Source organism: Micromonospora sp. NPDC023737 (assembly GCF_040639715.1).
Taxonomy (GTDB): domain Bacteria; phylum Actinomycetota; class Actinomycetes; order Mycobacteriales; family Micromonosporaceae; genus Micromonospora.
In genome coordinates this window covers 173,363-189,480 of record NZ_JBFAAL010000008.1, presented here as the reverse complement: position 1 = coordinate 189,480, position 16,118 = coordinate 173,363, and the positions used below count along the sequence as shown (strand labels likewise).

Annotated in this window: 14 protein-coding genes and 2 pseudogenes; 8 read left to right on the top strand and 8 right to left on the bottom strand. The window is 69.3% G+C overall.

The window, feature by feature from the left end:
- The first annotated feature begins 298 nt into the window (after positions 1-298).
- Positions 299-466, top strand: a complete 168-nt coding sequence (locus tag AB0F98_RS19255) for a hypothetical protein (protein WP_357737043.1) — start codon at positions 299-301, stop codon at positions 464-466.
- Between the two features lie 98 nt (positions 467-564).
- On the opposite strand, the gene AB0F98_RS19250 is transcribed toward AB0F98_RS19255, so the two are convergent.
- The 5 genes from AB0F98_RS19250 to AB0F98_RS19230 form a co-directional block, all read right to left on the bottom strand.
- On the bottom strand, positions 565-1,485 hold the full coding sequence (locus AB0F98_RS19250) for a GNAT family N-acetyltransferase (protein ID WP_357737041.1): 921 nt from the start codon (positions 1,483-1,485) through the stop codon (positions 565-567).
- A 95-nt stretch (positions 1,486-1,580) separates the two neighbouring features.
- Positions 1,581-2,807 carry an FAD-dependent oxidoreductase gene (locus AB0F98_RS19245; RefSeq protein WP_357737039.1) on the bottom strand — a complete coding sequence of 409 codons (1,227 nt, stop codon included), beginning with the start codon at positions 2,805-2,807 and terminating at the stop codon, positions 1,581-1,583.
- Positions 2,808-2,828: 21 nt separating this feature from the next.
- Complete coding sequence (locus tag AB0F98_RS19240; protein ID WP_357737037.1) at positions 2,829-3,725, bottom strand: hypothetical protein; 897 nt, start codon at positions 3,723-3,725, stop codon at positions 2,829-2,831.
- Positions 3,726-3,838: 113 nt separating this feature from the next.
- Entirely contained in the window at positions 3,839-4,831 is a 993-nt protein-coding gene (locus tag AB0F98_RS19235) for a LysR family transcriptional regulator (protein ID WP_357737035.1), read from the bottom strand.
- 11 nt (positions 4,832-4,842) lie between these two features.
- Positions 4,843-5,580 (bottom strand): DUF998 domain-containing protein, encoded by a 738-nt coding sequence (locus AB0F98_RS19230; protein ID WP_357737033.1) that lies wholly within the window; start codon positions 5,578-5,580, stop codon positions 4,843-4,845.
- Between the two features lie 811 nt (positions 5,581-6,391).
- Here AB0F98_RS19230 and AB0F98_RS19225 point away from each other — a divergent pair.
- Both AB0F98_RS19225 and AB0F98_RS19220 read left to right on the top strand, forming a co-directional pair.
- The gene (locus AB0F98_RS19225; RefSeq protein WP_357737031.1) at positions 6,392-6,586 is read left to right on the top strand and encodes a hypothetical protein; all 195 of its coding nucleotides are present in this window, start codon (positions 6,392-6,394) and stop codon (positions 6,584-6,586) included.
- Between the two features lie 452 nt (positions 6,587-7,038).
- Positions 7,039-7,956, top strand: coding sequence for a CapA family protein (locus AB0F98_RS19220; RefSeq protein ID WP_357737029.1), 918 nt, complete (start codon positions 7,039-7,041; stop codon positions 7,954-7,956).
- 138 nt (positions 7,957-8,094) lie between these two features.
- Here AB0F98_RS19220 and AB0F98_RS19215 read toward each other — a convergent pair whose 3' ends face one another.
- Entirely contained in the window at positions 8,095-8,505 is a 411-nt protein-coding gene (locus tag AB0F98_RS19215; RefSeq protein WP_357737027.1) for a DUF2267 domain-containing protein, read from the bottom strand.
- A gap of 946 nt (positions 8,506-9,451) precedes the next feature.
- Positions 9,452-11,281: a CocE/NonD family hydrolase gene (locus AB0F98_RS19210; RefSeq protein WP_357737025.1), complete on the bottom strand. Its 1,830-nt coding sequence runs from the start codon at positions 11,279-11,281 to the stop codon at positions 9,452-9,454.
- A gap of 167 nt (positions 11,282-11,448) precedes the next feature.
- On the opposite strand from AB0F98_RS19210, the gene AB0F98_RS19205 reads away from it, so the two are divergent.
- Positions 11,449-11,892 (top strand): DUF4326 domain-containing protein, encoded by a 444-nt coding sequence (locus AB0F98_RS19205; protein ID WP_357737023.1) that lies wholly within the window; start codon positions 11,449-11,451, stop codon positions 11,890-11,892.
- Between the two features lie 439 nt (positions 11,893-12,331).
- Here AB0F98_RS19205 and AB0F98_RS19200 read toward each other — a convergent pair.
- A pseudogene (locus AB0F98_RS19200) lies at positions 12,332-12,589 on the bottom strand (hypothetical protein); the annotation flags it as partial.
- On the opposite strand from AB0F98_RS19200, the pseudogene AB0F98_RS19195 reads away from it, so the two are divergent.
- The 4 genes and pseudogenes from AB0F98_RS19195 to AB0F98_RS19180 form a co-directional block, all read left to right on the top strand.
- Positions 12,561-12,980 (top strand): annotated as a pseudogene (locus tag AB0F98_RS19195) (pentapeptide repeat-containing protein); the annotation flags it as partial. The pseudogenes AB0F98_RS19200 and AB0F98_RS19195 sit on opposite strands and share 29 nt — an antisense overlap.
- A gap of 363 nt (positions 12,981-13,343) precedes the next feature.
- Entirely contained in the window at positions 13,344-13,898 is a 555-nt protein-coding gene (locus tag AB0F98_RS19190; RefSeq protein ID WP_357737020.1) for a sigma-70 family RNA polymerase sigma factor, read from the top strand.
- Positions 13,898-14,908, top strand: a complete 1,011-nt coding sequence (locus AB0F98_RS19185; RefSeq protein WP_357737018.1) for a CU044_5270 family protein — start codon at positions 13,898-13,900, stop codon at positions 14,906-14,908. The genes AB0F98_RS19190 and AB0F98_RS19185 overlap by 1 nt, the downstream gene beginning before the upstream one ends.
- A gap of 239 nt (positions 14,909-15,147) precedes the next feature.
- Positions 15,148-15,942 (top strand): DUF5984 family protein, encoded by a 795-nt coding sequence (locus AB0F98_RS19180; RefSeq protein ID WP_357737016.1) that lies wholly within the window; start codon positions 15,148-15,150, stop codon positions 15,940-15,942.
- Positions 15,943-16,118: the final 176 nt, after the last annotated feature.

Here is a 16,118-nt window from a genome sequence, read left to right as displayed (position 1 = left end):
CTGATCTTGGTTGTTGAGGTGGTCAGTGGTCGGCCGGGGTGCGCCGGCCTTCGAAGGCGATCTGGAAGGCGTTCAGGGGTGTTTTCCAGCGCATGGTCCAGCGTCGGCGGCCGGCGCCGGTGGGGTGGAGGCCCATCAGTCCTATGTAGACGCACTCGAGCGCGGCTTTCGTTCGGCAGGTGGACTCGGCGCGGACGGCCTCGCAGATTCGGGCGTTGACGGACTCGATGACGTTCGTGCTGCAGATGACCTTGCGGATCTCGACGTGCGTGGTGCAGCAGCTCCAGGCTGACGCCGGATGCCCGCGGAGCGGGCGGACGTCGCCGCGTTCGAGGCGGTCCGTGCGGCCGGGCGACTCTTCGGCCCGGGCTCGACCCTGCCCCTCGCCACGATCATCAGGCAGGTGCGTGCCACCGCGATCGACTTCATGCGCGGCGTCGGCGCGACGACGACGCGTCTGTGCTGAAACCGGGTCGACACGGCGGTCGCGGGGCCGGCTTCGTGACCACACCCGCGGCGCCGTGGCCGAACCGGTTGCCTGGAGGACAGCGCGCCGAGCGCCCGTCAGGACCAGGTCATGTTGATCTCACCCTGGTAGTTCTCGAAGCCGGCCCGTGCGAATGCGCGCGCCATCGGGGCGTTGCCGACATCCGTCGTGGCGCGGATGCGCGGGACGTCCTCGGCGGCCAGGATCCGGGTGCCCTCGGCGAGCACATCGTCGATGTATCCGTGGCCGCGGTGCTCCGGCAGCACGCCGATGTACGCGATGATCGGGTTGTAGGCGTTGCGGGCGGGGAAGACGAAGCCGACCGGTTCACCGCCCGGCAGCGTCGCCACCCGCCACCACTCCCGCGGGGTCGGATAGCGCGCCAGCTCGTCCTCGAAGTGCTTCCTCGCGACCTCGCCCGCGGGCATCCGGGCCATTTCGGCCAGGCTGTGCGCATCGAGGGTGCCCGCGAGCGCCCGCGTCATCAGCTCCACCGCCTCTTCGGCACCACTGAAGGACCGGAACCTCAGGCGATCCGGCCGCGGCACCGCGCCGCCGCGCCACTCGAAGCGCAGACGCTCCACCAGCAGGCGGGCCCCGAGATTCTCGAGCACGGCCATCCGTTGCGTGACCGGTGTCGGGTCGTCGTGCCAGTCCGGCGGCACGAAACGGATGTACTCCGGCCGCGTGGCACCGTCGGGCAGGACGGCGGCGAGTGCCGTGCGCAGCAGCTCCACGCCGACATCGGCGGCGCCGTCGGCGAAGTCGAAGATGTCCATCAGGTCTGGCGCGTCCCGGTGCGGCCGGGACCACCAGGCAACACGGGCGAGGAGCTGGTACTGCTCGTCGACGGCCACCCACATCCACTGCGGATGTCGGAGCCCGGCGGCCAGGTCGGCAGCGATCTCGGCGTTCTGGACGTAGGAGATGCTGCGGAACAGGTCGAGTTCTTCCGGCCCGCTGATCGGGCGGTAGGTCAGGCGGTGGTTCACAGGCACGACACCCCAGGGTGCGGGCGCCCGGCCTGTGTGGGAGCCGGGCGCGGATGGTGTTGCGGACGTGGCCGCACGCGGCCGTAACGATGACCGAGGCATTATCGGGCGTCACCGCCACCGGCGCTGTTGAGATCGGGTACGCGGTTGCGTCGCCCGCCGCGCCCGGCGAGGAAGCGGCTGGGGACCGGCACACGCCGGGCGAGCCGGAATGTCGTCAGTGGGCTGCTGGTGACGGCCTCTTTGTAGAGCACGGCCGGTCGGCCGGTGAGCAGCCAGCGGCGGGGGGTGTCGTCGGGATACGTGAACTGGATGACGGCGTCCCGACGGCCCAGGCTCACCGGCTGGTGCAGGTACCCGAAGCGGAACCCCTTGGGGTGCCTGCCGCGCAGTCGGCGGCTGATCGCCTCGGCAAGGTACGCGCCGCTGGGTATGCCGCTCTGGCAGGTGCCGTGGATCACCCCGTACGACTGGCGGATCGCGGCCGCGTCACCGATGGCGTGGACGGACGGGTGGGAGACCGAGCGCAGTGTCGGATCCGTGATGACCCGGCCGCGCTCGTCGGTGGCGATGCCCGCCTCGACCGCGAGCGGGGCGACCGTCACCCCCGCGGTCCACAACCGCGTGTCACACGGGATCAGCTCGCCGTCGGCCAACTCCACCGCGTCCGGCAGGACCTTGGCGATGCCCACGCCGGAACGCACCTGGACGCCCAGCCGGCGCAGCGCACGGTTCAGGTGTGCCCGCGCCTTCGGCCCCATCATCGAGCCCGGCTCCTCCCGGCTGATCAGCATCACCCGCAGGCCGGGATTCGTCTCGGCCAGTTCGGTGGCGGCCTCGACGCCGGTCAGGCCGCCGCCACAGACGGCGACGACCGCGCCGTGCGGCAGCGCGGTGATCTCGGCCGCGAATCGGGCCGCTTCGTCGGCGGTGCTGAACGTGTACGCGTGCTGGCCGGCACCGGGGACCGCCAGCGTCTCCGTCCGGGGCCCGATCGCGTAGACCAGGGTGTCGTACCGCAGGCTGCGGGTGCTCCCGGCGGTGTCGACCCTGACCCGCCGGTCGTCGGCATCGATCGACGTCGCGGCCCCGCAGACGAAGTCCACGCCGCTGCCGGCGAGAATGGTCGGGATGTCGTATTCGTTGAGCCGCTGCCCCGCGGCGAGCTGGTGCATCCGCAGCCGCTCCACGAACCGGGGCCAGGGGTTGACCAGCACCACCCGCCCTCCGTAGCGGCGGGTACGCCGGGCCGTGGTCAACGCGGCCGTCATGCCCGTGTAGCCACCGCCGAGCACGACGATGTCGTGCCGTCCTACGTCGTGTGTCATGTCGATCCTTCCTGTACGTCTTCAAGCTGACGGCAAATGCCTGCGGAACCAGTCGGTGACCGCCGCGTTGACGGTCGGGGCGTGCCGGACGTCCGGCACGGTCACCAGCGACGTCCGCTCGGGCGCGCCGCCGTACGTGCTCATCAGGGACCACAGCCGCTCGGCGGGTTCGCGCATCCCGGCATCGCCGGACGCGTCGCTGAGCACCATCACGGCGGGACGCGGCCGGCGGTCGAGGATCGCCCCGGCGCGCTGGAGGAAGTCCAGGCGGTCGGCGACGCGACGGGACGCCTCCCGCCATCGGCAGGCCGTTTCGCAGCCGGAGCGCGACGATGCGGCCCGGAGCTGGACGACCGGGTCGACCAGCGCCGCCGCGTACACCGGACGGTCGCTCTCGGCGAGGACGAGCTGTGCCACGGTGGCGCCCAGCCCGCTGCCGACGAGCCCCAGTGGGTTGCGGATCGCCGCGTCGCCGAGCGGCGTGGCGCTGAGCGGAGCGGCGTCGCGTGCCGCGCTGCCGGGTTCCGCGGCGTCGAGAGGTAGCTGCCGGCGCAGCTCGGCCAGCACCCGAGGCAGCGTGGCGGCGGCGTCCATCACCGCCGGTCCGACCACGTTGGCGAGCAGATCGTCGGCGCACCGGGCCTCCGCCGCGACCAGCGCGTCCCTGGTCGCGCCGCCGGCCAGCGGTGGCGGGAGGTAGACCCGCCAGGCGTCGAGCCCGGCGAGCGGCAGCTCGGTCTCGATTGACCGGTCGGTCTGCGCCGGCCGCGTCGCGTGCCACACGACGACGATCGGGGCCGGGCCGCCGGTCGACGCCGCACCGTCGCCCGCGGCCGGTACGCCGTCTCCGGGGTCGGGTGGCACCGCGAGATAGCTGATCCCCGCCGCGGTTCCCGTGGTGGTTCCGGCAATCGTCACACGTCTAGGACAGCAACCCGCGAGGCACGTGGTCCAACAGCCGTTTGTCCACCCCGCCAACCGGTGGTTGTCGGGCGAGCTGGCGCCTGCGCCCGGAGATCGCCGCGCCGGTGCTACCCGGTCGCCGGTGGCGTGCGGCGTTCGCCCCGTGCCCGCAGGTCGGCCAGGTCCGGCTCGGGCAGCCAGTCGTGCCTGGGGTCGAAGGCGAGCCAGCCTTCGGCGTTGCCGAGCGCCACCAGCTGCCGGCGGAGCAGCGCGACCGCGGGGTTGCGGTCCTGGCGCCGCCACACCATCGCCCACGGCCACCGGGCGCAGGGCCCGGTCACCGGGATCATGCGGGCACCCGAGTCGGCCGGGATCGGCAGATCCATCGAGACCACCATGACGAGCCCAGGGAAAGCACGCAGATGCTCGATGACGTGCTCGAGGCCGAGGTTCGGGCCGTCGGTGTGCATCGGGATCCCGAAGTGGGTGGCGAATCGCCGGTAGTACCCGAGCAACTCCGGGGGGCTGCCGGCCGCGGGCAACCACATCCCGGTCTCGACCAGCTCGGCCGGGCGCAGCGCGTCGGCCCCCGCGAACGGGTGTCCCGCGTTCATCAGCGCCCCGTTTCGGCCGAGCTGCACCGGCTGGTGTCGCAGCTCCGCCGGGAGCGGCCGGTCGAGGTCGTGCACCCGGCCGAACGCGACATCGATCTCCCCGCGCAGCAGCGCCTCGGCCGCCGCGCCCATGCTCCGCCGCATGCTCACTTCGATCGCGAGCGCGGGCTCGGTTGTGCTGAGGCGGCGCATCCAGCGCAGCGGCGGGTGCAGGTGGCCCCAGACGTCGACGCGTACCGGCCGGCTGACCGCGCGGGTGTCCGCGGCGGCGGCTTCGGCGATGGTGAGTAGCGACATGGCGTGGGTGAGGAAGCGCGCCCCGGCGCCGGTCAGCTCGACACCCCGGCTGTCGCGCACGAACAGCGCCTCGCCGAGTTGCTGCTCCAGCCGCCGGACCCGCTTGGAGAGCGCCTGCTGGGTCAGGTGCAGGCGGGCCGCGGCCTTGCCGAAGTGGCGAAGCTCGGCCGTGACCACGAATGCGCGCACCTGCGAAAGGTCGAAGTCCATCGCTCAGCCGGTCAGCCCGAACCTGCCACTTGCTCCTCGGGCTGCGCACCGAGCAAGGGTGGGGCCGGCACGCGGTCGCCGGAACGCAGTAGAAGCAGGGCGATCGCGCTGAACCAGACGAACCCGACCACGAGCGTGACCCGCTGGGCGAACCCGTGGTACGTGGCTCCGCCGTCGCCGTTCACAGCTGCGCGGCCGGCAAGGACCGCCATCGCGACGGCGGAGAGCAGCACGGTCGTCCCGGTTCCGATCGAGTACCACCGCCACGGGCGGCGGCCCGGCTCGCGGGCGAACCGGGTCGCCAGCGTGAAGATTGCTGCGCACATCGCGAGCACCATGACGTACCCGGCGAAGTCGTGGAGTGTCCCGTGGACAGTGGCGGCGCCGGCGGTGTCGCCGGTGCCGGGCGGGAAACCGGGCTTCGGGTCGGTGACGAAAATCCCCGCGACGATGAGGCTGAGGCCGAAGACACCGGTCAGGATCGGGGTCGCCCTCGAGCCTCGACCGGTGCGCAGTGCCCGCCGGAGTCCGACGGCGAAGCAGAGCGCCAGGACGCCGGCGACGATGAAGTTGGTGATCTGGATCCAGCCGTACTCGCCGAGGCTCAGCTCGCTGCTGAACCTGTGTAGCGCGTTGTAGCCGGGGCGGGTGACGCCCTCGAGCAGCACCACAGCCGCGAACATCGTCGGCGCCAGGCCGCAGGCAAGCAGGAGCCGGCTACCGCGCATAGCAGGCTGTCGCTTGCTCACGGACCGTAGCCTATGAGTTCCGTGAGGTGATCTCAACCCCGTCGGTCGTAGCCCCGGGCCACGCTCAGAGTCCGTCGGGTAACCGTGCGGTCACGTGAGGATATTTCGGTGCATGCCGATTTGGGGGTTCTCGATAAACAGATCATTCCCGCCATGATCTCGATGGGTGTGCAGAGTAGACCTTGGTGGGGTGAGCCCGCAGGTGCTACCCGTCCAGCCTCACCAGGCGCGATCCGGGCCGCCCCCGCTGATGCCCGTACGTGACCAGTGCAGAGGCGGCCGACCCCGGAAGTGGGGCGACAGGCTGATCCTCGACTCGATCCTCTACTGCTTCGGTCGTGCTGCCCGTGGCGGATGATGCCGAGGAGTGCCAATGGAGCACCGTCATCGCTCACATCCTTCCCCAGACGTAGTGGTTTCGAGATTGACAAGGGTCGGGGTCGGCAACCGGTCGGACAATCGCAAGGCTGACGATTCCTGGCGCCCCCAAGCGGATGGACGCCAGGTCCGATGGGGAGATCTTCGCGTAGCGGGTCGTCGACGACGCTCAGCTTGCCGTTGGGCTGCAGACGACCGGTGATCAACCCCCCTGGTTCTCAATCGGTGCCGACGGTGCGCCGCCTCCCGTCTGCAGTTCTGTACCGGGAGGCCTACACCTGCACCATGTCAGCGATGGCCCGGACGATCAGCGATGGGCGGAGCACTGGCCCGCATCCCGGTAGCCACGGGCGTTAGAGGCCTTGCGATCAGGAGCGATCGATTGGCCGCATGCGGGATGGTTGCAAGCCCATGGATCAGTCATGATCACGAGATGGACATGGGGAACTCGAAGGAAGTCAGGAACAAGTTCGAGGCGATGATGGTTGCCGCCGAGTTGGCGACCCCATCCGAGCTTGACTCGCGTGGGCGTGCCAAGCTCGGCAAGTTCGCGGCCAACGTTCGCCGGCTGCGCCAGGGTGACATCACCCCGCAGGAGTTCGAGCACATCATGAGCGAGGAAGATTGACGGCTGCCGGGGCTTAGCAGCCAACGAGAACTCGACGACCCATCGCAATCGGGGCACCGAAACCGGCGTTCGCCCAAGGTCTTCCGCTGGATCGTCTTCTACAACCACAACCCCCGGCACTCCGCACTCGGCTACCTCAGTCCCGCAGACTACGAACGGACCCTCGCACCGACTCCGCTGCATCCGATCGCGGCATAACCCGGTGTGCACATCCCGGGGGACGCCTCACCCTGCCGAGGACCACGCAGGTTGGGCCAAGGGCAATCCTGGCCGAACAGGTCCACGGTCGGCTGGGTTTCCGTACGCTGCGCTGAGTGAACTGGGCACGATGCTTCGTCGCGTTGGCGGCGACCCTGCTTGTTATGGCGTGCGATCCCGCCCGGACCCCGCCGGCCGGTGCGCCTACCCGCTCCGCCTCTCCGGCCTCTCCATCGCACCCCACCGAGATCACCTTGGCCTTCGCAGGCGACGTGCACTTCGCCGACCGGACGGCCGACCTGCTCGGCGACCCGGCCACCGCGTTTGGGTCGATCTCGTCGACCCTGTCAGCCGCAGACCTGGCGATGGTCAACCTGGAAACGGCGGTCACCACGCGCGGCACCCCCGAGCCGAAGGAGTTCCATTTCCGAGCGCCGGCCAGCGCGTATGACGCCGTAAAGGCCGCCGGCATCGACGTCGTGTCGATCGCCAACAACCATGCGCTGGACTACGGGCGGACGGGGCTGACCGACACCGTGGACGCAGCCAGGGCCGCCGGTATGCCCGCCGTTGGGGCGGGCGCCGACACGGCGGCAGCGTACCGGCCGTGGATCACCGAGATACGCGGTACCAAAATCGCCGTCCTCGGCTTCAGCCAGGTCTCCGAGCTGTGGTCGGAATGGAGAGCCACCGACAACCGGGCCGGCATTGCGATGGCCCGGGACCTGCCGCGCGCCGTCGAGGCGGTACGCGCCGCCCGACGCCAGGCCAGCGTGGTTGTCGTCTACGTCCACTGGGGCACCGAGGGCGACGCGTGCCCACCCGCCGAGGCTCGCGGGTTCGCGCGCGAAATGGCCGAGGCGGGTGCCACGGTCGTGGTCGGCACCCATGCCCACCTGTTGCTCGGCGACGGGTGGCTCGGTAAGACCTTCGTGCAGTACGGTCTCGGAAACTTCCTGTGGTGGCGTGACGACGCGTACAGCAACGACACCGGAGTGCTGCGGGTGACCCTAGACAATACGGCGATCTCGAAGACGGAACTGCTGCCCGCGACGATCTCCCGACGCACCGGTCGACCCGAACTCGCCAGCGGGGAGGACGTGACCCGGATTCACCGGGAGTACGCGGACCTGCGCGCGTGCACCGGACTCGCCGCGAGCCCCGTTTCATAGGGTGGCGGCCGTGCTGCCGGCGGCGGGTCAGCGACGGGAGCCGCTGGGAGCATGAGGCGATCGCCAGCGGCACCGTCGTCTGCGAACGTAGGCGGGAAAGGCGTGGGCTGAGCTGCTGCTGCCTTCAAGAAGCGGGTGCTAAGAGCCGGGGCGTCGCCCACCACCGGCACTCACCGGTTCGATCACCTGCCAGAAGTCCTTTGAAAGCTGGGCCGCCGCGTTCTGGAACTCGTCGCGGGTGACAGCCTCACGGAGCGTGGTGAGCACCGCGATGACCCCGGGACCGGCGAGCGCACGGTCGATGTTCGGGCGGTCTGCCACCCGCCGCACGAACTCTTCGAGCCCGAATGACGTAGCCTGTTCCCGTCCACGCGGTCCGCGCAGGTGGTCGGCCAGCTTGTCCGGAAGCTGATAGGCAAGGTCCTCTGCCTGGCCGGCGCTGATCCGATCTGCCAACGTATCAAGCGTCGTGGTGGTGAGTGTCGCCGCCTGATCGGTCGAAACCTTTGCCCGCGTCGCCACTGCGTTGATGAAATCCTGGTATTCCACCTGATTCCCCTCTCCAGCCGGATCGCCCTCGAAACGCCAGTTACGAGCCATGACCGCAATGCGCCGCGGTTGGGTTCAGATGCGCCTTCGACGCGTACGGCAACACCCACACCCCCCGCACGGGAAAGGCTCGCGTCGAAGCTGCTCGAGTCGACGTCGCCCGACAACGTCACGACGTGTTCGAACTGGCCTACCCGTATAGGGGAGGCACATGCAAACCTCACCAGTCGGCTGCCGAACGAACTGCTACGTCGACAGCCTGCTGGGGCCGGGGGTGACCCTGCCTCATCCCCATCGTGCGAATACGAAGCGACCAGGGGAGAGCAAAGATCCACAACCTGAATGAACGCCTGAGCTATCTGCCGCGCCACGTGATCGCCGCGTCCGCGCCCGCTGAAATTGAACACCGCCTACTCTGCTGGCTTGTTCGCTGCGGGAGGCGACGTTCGTCGTGGTAGGTGTCCAGCAGGCCCGCGGGCGCCCAGCCGTAAATGTCGGCGGCCAGCTTCCGGGCAGGCTGACGCGTCGAGCATGCCAGCGTTGGGTGCGACACCGGTGGCCGGAAACAGATGCGCCGCATCACCGGCCAGCTGGATCCGCCCGTCAAGGGAATGCACGGCCTGCCGGGCCTCGCACATGAGCGACAGTCGGATCGGTTCTCCCACGGGTAGATTCACGCCGAGCACGCGCCGGACGTCGTCCTGGAGTCCGGTTACGTCATCGGTCGTCGCCGTGCTCGATGGGCTCGGCTCGGCGGGCCGGGCCTGAAGAAGCGGATCCGGTGTACGACGCCGATGAAAACCGCGCCCCTTGGGGGTCGCTGGAACGGTGGCGAGGAGGTTCGGCTTGTCCATCGTCAGACCATCGGAGAGTTGTACGCTCCCCGCCCACGGCCTTAACGGGCTGCCCGGCACCCGCCAGCGGCGGGAGCCGGGCAGCCACCCAGTCAGCCGTTCCGGGCGGGCCTCAGCGGGAAGGAGCCGCGGCCCACGTCGCTGAGCGTGGTGGTGTTCGCCGCCAGGTACGAGTCCAGGTACGGCGAGCGGTCACCCTGGGTCGCCACGTCGAACCGCGGGTTCTGCACGTCCAAGGTGATCCGGGCGCCGGAGACCTTGATCGTGTGGCCGGAGGGCACGTCCCGCCACCTGTTGGAGGTGATGGTCCCGATCTGGACCCCCAGCTGGTGCCCACGTTCGAAGGTCCAGTCGGTCGACTTCAGATCGAACGAGATGCGTCCGCCGCGCTCCACCAGCGCGACGTTCTCGTCGAACATGGTCGCCGTGTCGTCCGGAGCGACGTCCCACAAACGCACCATCACGTTCCCGCTCGTGCTCGCGTTGAGCGTGATCCTCGGCGTACCCGTGATCCGGAGATTCTGGGGCGCGGGCATCGACCAGGTCCAGAAGGTGTTGGCTGGGGCGTCGCCCTGCTTGGCGGTGTTCTTCTCGGCACGCGACAACAGTTCGGTTCGCGGTGCCCGCTCCATGTCCCACTGGCCGTGATCCGCCGCGGTGGTCTCGGCGACCGCCGCCGAGGCGCCGCCGTCGTCGACGTACCGGCCGTCAGCGAGCCGCGCGTCGTACGACGACGCGGTCAACGGCCAGGTCCTCTGCGCGCGCCAGTGGCCGAGGTTGTCCTCGATGGCGTACGCCGGATCGGTCACCGACGGGCGGGTGCCCTGGAGGTACTGGTCGTAGAAGCGCATCACCTCGTCGAACCAGCCGGCACGGCCCATCGACAACCGGCCGTCGCGTTCGGTGTCGTTGCCTCGCACGTGGTCCCACTGGCCGAGCCAACCGCGCTCCGGACCCTGGTGGTTGTCCAGGTACTCCTGCATGTCCTCAGGCTTGGTGTTGGACTCGATGAAGCCCTGGGTCACGAACAACGGGGTCCTGGTACCGGCAGCGTCCGTGGCCAGGTTCCTGGCCCTCCAGTACGCGGAATCGGCATCGGGATTGTTGTTGTTGGTCATGTTGTCGCTCAGGCACTCCGGATGGCTCGCCTCGTAGAGCGCGTTCGCCTTGTACCGGTCGCTGTCGTCGGCCATCGGCGGCAGCACCGCGATCGAGTTGTACGCCGCCGGCGTGCCCGTGACATTGGGGCGGGGCACCATGTTGCTGAACAGATAGTTGTACATGTCCCAGACGGGTTCCTGGGCGACGACCGCCTTCAAGGCGTTCATCTTGAGGTTGTTGCCCACCAGCCCCGTGACGGCGTCATAAGACTTGCCGTACATCCCGACCTTGCCGTTGGACCACGACTGGCTGGCCGACCACTGGATGGCCGCGCGGACGTCGGCCTGTTCGCCCGGACCGACCCAGTCCAGGCATCCGGTGCTGCCGCCGAAGCCGCGCAGGTCGACCATGACGAAGGTGTAGCCGCGGGTCATCAGGTCGGCGCCGTCGATGAAGTCCTGGAAGCGTGCCGAGGGTCCGACCCGGTCCCAGCCCTCGGGGCCGGTCTGCCCGGCGTGGGCGAAGTAGGGGCCGATCGAGAGGATCACCGGCGTCTTCGCGTTCGCCGGGAGGTGCGCCGGGCGCAGCACGTCGGCGTGCAGCTCGACTCCGCTGCCGTCCGAGGACGGGAAGTACGCCTCCGTCCAGGCTGCCCCCTCGGGTACCCGCGGGTTCTCCTCGTGGGTGATCGACTTGTCGGTTGCCGCAGTCGCCGTCCCGGCTGCCTGTGCGGCCGCGGGCGATCCGCCCGCAGCTAAAATCGTGACGATGCTCAATGCACCGGCCGCCGCGGCGGCCGATACCTTCCTGCCACGGATCATCCCTGCTCCCCTGAGGTCGACTCCAGACGAGGCCCGCCTGCTTGCCCAGCCGAGCGTAGTGATGATCGTCGTTCTTGTCTGCCCTGGACGCTCCTCTTCGACCTCACCGGCTCGAGCGCCGCGAGGTGACCGATCGCGGTGACCGAACTCGCCGACGGGGGACAGCAGTGACCTCCCCGCAGCGGGTCCGAGTGCTCGGCGACCTGTATCACAGGCAGATTTCGACCGGCGCGGTCTACGTCGGCCGCGCCGAGCCCGGCCTGCCGGTCAGCCGGTACGCCAACCCGCACCGCGTCGCCGCCTGCCGCCGCTGCGGCCAGGAGCACGACCAGGCTGATGCGGTGGCCGCGTACGCCGCCGACCTCGACCGGCAACCAGACCTAACGGCCGCCGTGCGACGGGACCTCGCAGACGTCGACATCGCGTGCTGGTGCCGCCAGAACGTGCTCGCCTGCCACGGCGAGGTGCTGCTGCGGGTCGCCGCCGGCGCCACGCCCCCCGCCGCCATAGCGTCCGTACTCGGCGGAACCCTGCCGCCACCTCACTGTTCGCGCGGTTGGGGTCGTGCTGGAACACCCCCCGGCCACTACCTCCGGACCCGAAACCGCTGAGCAGCATCCCCGAGACAACCGAAAGGCAGACCCGGGCGCGGATCCGCGCCAACCAGCGGGTGCGGACGAGCACGACCACGTCACGGCGGCGTTCGCTGCGGCCTGGGTGCGCCCCGACCTGCCGACGCCTGTGTGGCGGCGGGAGGTGGCGGCGCGCTGCAACGAGGCGATCGCGTGGTCGCTGCGCACCGTCGACCCGGCACGGGTACCGGCCAGACAGGTGACGGGTCGGCCGGTCGCGAAGCAGGGACCCAGAGACGGTGCGGCGATGTTCGAGGTGCCGACTGACGCCGGCACGCTGACGCTCTGGCTTGCTGGCGTTGACGGCCGATGGTCGTCACGGATAACGACTTCCGCCGGGCGGTCAGCTGATGAACCGTCAGTCGGTCATTGTCAATGAGGTGGTGCTGGCGGTCGTTGCGGACAGAGGTGGCGCTCGGGCCAATTCGCCGGCAATGCGCTGGACAGCTGGCCGGCGGCGGATCTCCTCGGGTGCCATCGCGTACCCGGTGCGCAGCGCCCTGAGGTCGTGCTCGTAGCGGCCCCACTGGATGCAGGCACGTGCCACGTCGACGAACAGGGACGCTTTGCGCTCAGCCAGCGTCACATTCTCCAGCGGCACCCTGCGGGCGATCGCGATGGCCGTCCCGGCGTCGGCGAGAGTCAGCGTCAGCATCGAGCGGTGCTCGGTCACCGACTCCCGCTTCACCGGAACTCGACTCATCGATGTGCACCTGAAGGACATCCTGTTCGATAACCGCCGGTTCGACTACGCGACCCTGAACCGCGTCAGCGCAGCTGGTTCGGTGGCCTTCGCCGACTGCACCCTCGCCCACAGCACCTGGTCGTCCTGCCGGCTCTCCGGGGTTGCATTGCGGTCGTGCGATCTGAGCGACCTGGAACTGGAGTCCTGCCGTCTCGACGGCGCCGACCTACGGGGCAGCCGCCTGCACGCCTTCGCGGCACCACTGGAAAATCTGCAGGGCGTCGTCCTCACCGAGGATCAGTTTCCCGAACTGATCCGGATGACCGTCAACGCTCTGAGCATCGACGTCCGCGCCGACACGGCACGCGGCCACCACCGCTGACGCCGTTACCGGCTGCGGCCTGATTCGGACGGCAACCGCAAGAGCCGTTCGTTGCATACACCGTTCACGGCCCGTCCGGCGGTCACCGGGTGGGGAGCGGCCGCGGCTTTGTCCTCGAGGTAGACGCCGCCGCGTCCGATCGCGGTCACCCCTGCGTTGACCAGCCGCGCCAACCGAGGAGCTAACACCTCGCGGACCCGCGTCACGTCGGCGATGAAGGAGACTCAGGCTCGGTCTGCATCTCGGCTACGCGACCGACCTACGGGGAATGCCTCAGTAAGGGCTGGGAGAAGCTCGCCGGTAATCGTTAGGCCCGTCGCGACACAAGCCAGGGTGAGAGTCGCCGAGGCAATGGGGGTTCGGGTGGGTCCACCGGAGAAGAGGGACGAGGGCTGGTTCACCGGCCTCTACGTCGCCGAGTACGCGAACATAGTGAGGTATGGCCTTCGCAGACTCGCGGACGCCGACGCGTCGGCGGAGCTCGCCCAGGAGGTCTTCGTCGTCGCCTGGCGTCGTCGCAACGAGGTGCCGGACCACAGCCTGCCCTGGCTGTACGGGGTGGCCCGGCGACTCCTTGCGAACCACTGGCGGTCGCGGCGCGGCGCCCCCGACGTCCTGCCCATCACCGGTGCCGACCTGGCACGGGTCGCCAGCTCGCCGGGTGTCGACACCGCCATAGGGGTCGCCGACGTCCGGGCCGCGCTGGCCATCCTCAGCGAACTCGATCAAGAAATTCTCCGGCTGATCGGCTGGGAGGAGTTGACGGTGTCCGAGGCGGCCCAGGTTCTTGGCTGCACTCGGGCAACCGCGGCGGTGCGCCTACATCGCGCCCGCCGCCGCCTCGCCGAAGCGATGTCGGACCGGCCCGCTCAGTACCGGCGCCGCCCGGTGTTGGCGACCACGCGAGAGGAACTGTGATGTTCGGAGCAGAGCGCACCCGTACCCTCCTCGGCCCGGTCGACCCGGCCCGGACCGCCGCCGTCGCACCGCCGCTGGTCCCGGCACACGAACTGATCAACCGCGCCGGCACCACCGAGATGGTCGCCCTGCGTCGTCGCGTACGCCCGACCCGCCGGCTGGTGCTGACGGGTGGGACGCTGGCGGTCGCGGCCGGTGCCGTGGCCGTTCTTCAGCCGCTCGACAGGCCCTCACCGGATGTTCCGGACGGGCCCGGGAGCACAGCGGGATCGGTGCTCGTGCCGGTCTCGTACCAGTTCGATACGGACCCACCAGACGCCGGCCCGCATCTGCGCGCGCTGGCCGGCAAGATCAAGAATGCGGAGTACGACCACCTCGGCGGGCGCTACATGTACCACCACACGAAGGTGTGGGGCGATCCGGTAATGACCTCCGCCGACGGCCGTCACCACGTCGCCTTCGCCGGCGACACGAAGGTCTGGCAGGCCGCCGACGGGACCGGTGGCCAGATCAACACGCAGCTGGAGCCGCAGTACCCCGACGAGGAGTCCCGCGACTACTGGCAACGCAACCTGGACTCGCGTCCCCCAGTCGGCGCCGCGGCGGCTCCGGCCATGATTCCGCTGCCGCCCATGCAGCTCACGCCACCGTCGGACGACCCGTCGCGGCTGCGCGAACTGCTCAAGGTCGAGTATGGGCCGGGCGCGGCTAGTAAGGAGGTCAGCACTCTCTATGCGCAGTTCGTCGTGCCGCGTGCGGCCCGAGCGGAGATCCTGCGGGTCCTCGCCGGCGTGCCCGGCTTCCGCTGGCGGGGGCAGGTGACGGATCGCGCCGGTCGGGACGGGGTCGCCGTCACCTTCGACGACCGCGAACACGACGCGCAGTCTCTCCTGATCTTCGACCCCAAGACGGGTGAGCTGCTCGCCCACGAGCGACTGACGCTGTCGCCGGTGCGGATCAGCGCGTACCAGGTGATCCTCGATGCCGCCTGGACTGATCGAATGCGTTGAACGCCGAACTCCGGGGCCGCTCCTTCCGGGAGCGGCCCCGCCGCAATCTCAGTGCCGAAGCGTGGCTGGGCAGGGCGCGCGCGTTGTTACTTTAAGTAACCACCGTCTCTACCACTCATGGGTTGTCATCGGCGTCTCTGAATGCTTGTCGGTACATCGGCGGTGATGCTCCGTGGTGTCCGGACCGCGCAACATTCCGGCTCTCGATCGATCGCCGAAGGCTACGGGATACTGCCTCAATGATCCGGTTCCGGTTCGAGCTGTACCCACTGGACGAGGTGTCGCCGTGGGGCAGCGACCAGCCGAGGCTTCACTGGTTCGCGCTTACCGAGGGTTGGTACTGGCTCGAGGCCAGCGGGCAGGAGCTGCTGCGCCGCACCCGGCAAGTCCACCCGCACCCATACACCGACTACTACTTGGTTCGGCTCTGGGAAGACGTCATTGTCCTCACACCCAAGGTGCTGGAGCCGGTCCCCGACGATTTGCAGCCGTTCATTGCCTCTGACCCCGCGCAGTGGACGTGTGACGCGCTTGAGTTCGTGCCCGAAGCGGATGACGAACGGATTGACGACGGGAACGCGGACGTGCCCGACCGCCCGGTTGTCACGGCCGCGCTCTGGCACGGCGAGCACTACCTCGACTTCGGTTACCTGCGCAATCCTCCCAAGCTCCGGCTCTGGCGTACCAGCCGCGGCGATCGCGACGAGATCACGATGGATTGGCGGCACGAGGACGACGGCGAGATCGGTTTCACCGCCGATCCCACCGTCCGGCTCAACGTCTCGACCACGGCATACGTCGAGGCCGTGCACAACCTCGATCGCGAGCTGATGGCCACCATGGGGCAGCGGGTCGAGGAGTTGGAACGCTGCGGCGCGCCACCTGGCGTGGACCTCGATCTCGTTCAACTACGGCGAGAACACGAAGACCGGCGGCACTGGCTTACCAGGAACCTCGACCGCTTCCCAAAAACCGACTGGGACGTTGTCCGCCAAGGCGCCCGACTGCTGCTCGGTGACGTTCAACGCGCCTAACGTCCAGCCGGACTAGAAGTAGCGCTCCACATGGCAGCGACCGAAAGCCCGACCCGCGACGTCCGCCGCAGATCCGGACGGCCTCTGTCGCGCTCCTGGTAGGCATGATGGCCGCACCAGCTACCGGCGGATGTGGCCCGACACGGAGACGTGCCGGTCGTCTTACAGCCCCACGA

Bases quoted from the DNA above. Each gene is read 5' to 3' on its own strand.
- AB0F98_RS19255 (WP_357737043.1), top strand. From the start codon at position 299: ATGCCCGCGGAGCGGGCGGACGTCGCCGCGTTCGAGGCGGTCCGTGCG.
- AB0F98_RS19245 (WP_357737039.1), bottom strand. From the start codon at position 2,807: ATGACACACGACGTAGGACGGCACGACATCGTCGTGCTCGGCGGTGGC.
- AB0F98_RS19235 (WP_357737035.1), bottom strand. From the start codon at position 4,831: ATGGACTTCGACCTTTCGCAGGTGCGCGCATTCGTGGTCACGGCCGAG.
- AB0F98_RS19225 (WP_357737031.1), top strand. From the start codon at position 6,392: ATGGACATGGGGAACTCGAAGGAAGTCAGGAACAAGTTCGAGGCGATG.
- AB0F98_RS19210 (WP_357737025.1), bottom strand. From the start codon at position 11,281: ATGATCCGTGGCAGGAAGGTATCGGCCGCCGCGGCGGCCGGTGCATTG.
- AB0F98_RS19185 (WP_357737018.1), top strand. From the start codon at position 13,898: ATGTTCGGAGCAGAGCGCACCCGTACCCTCCTCGGCCCGGTCGACCCG.
- AB0F98_RS19180 (WP_357737016.1), top strand. From the start codon at position 15,148: ATGATCCGGTTCCGGTTCGAGCTGTACCCACTGGACGAGGTGTCGCCG.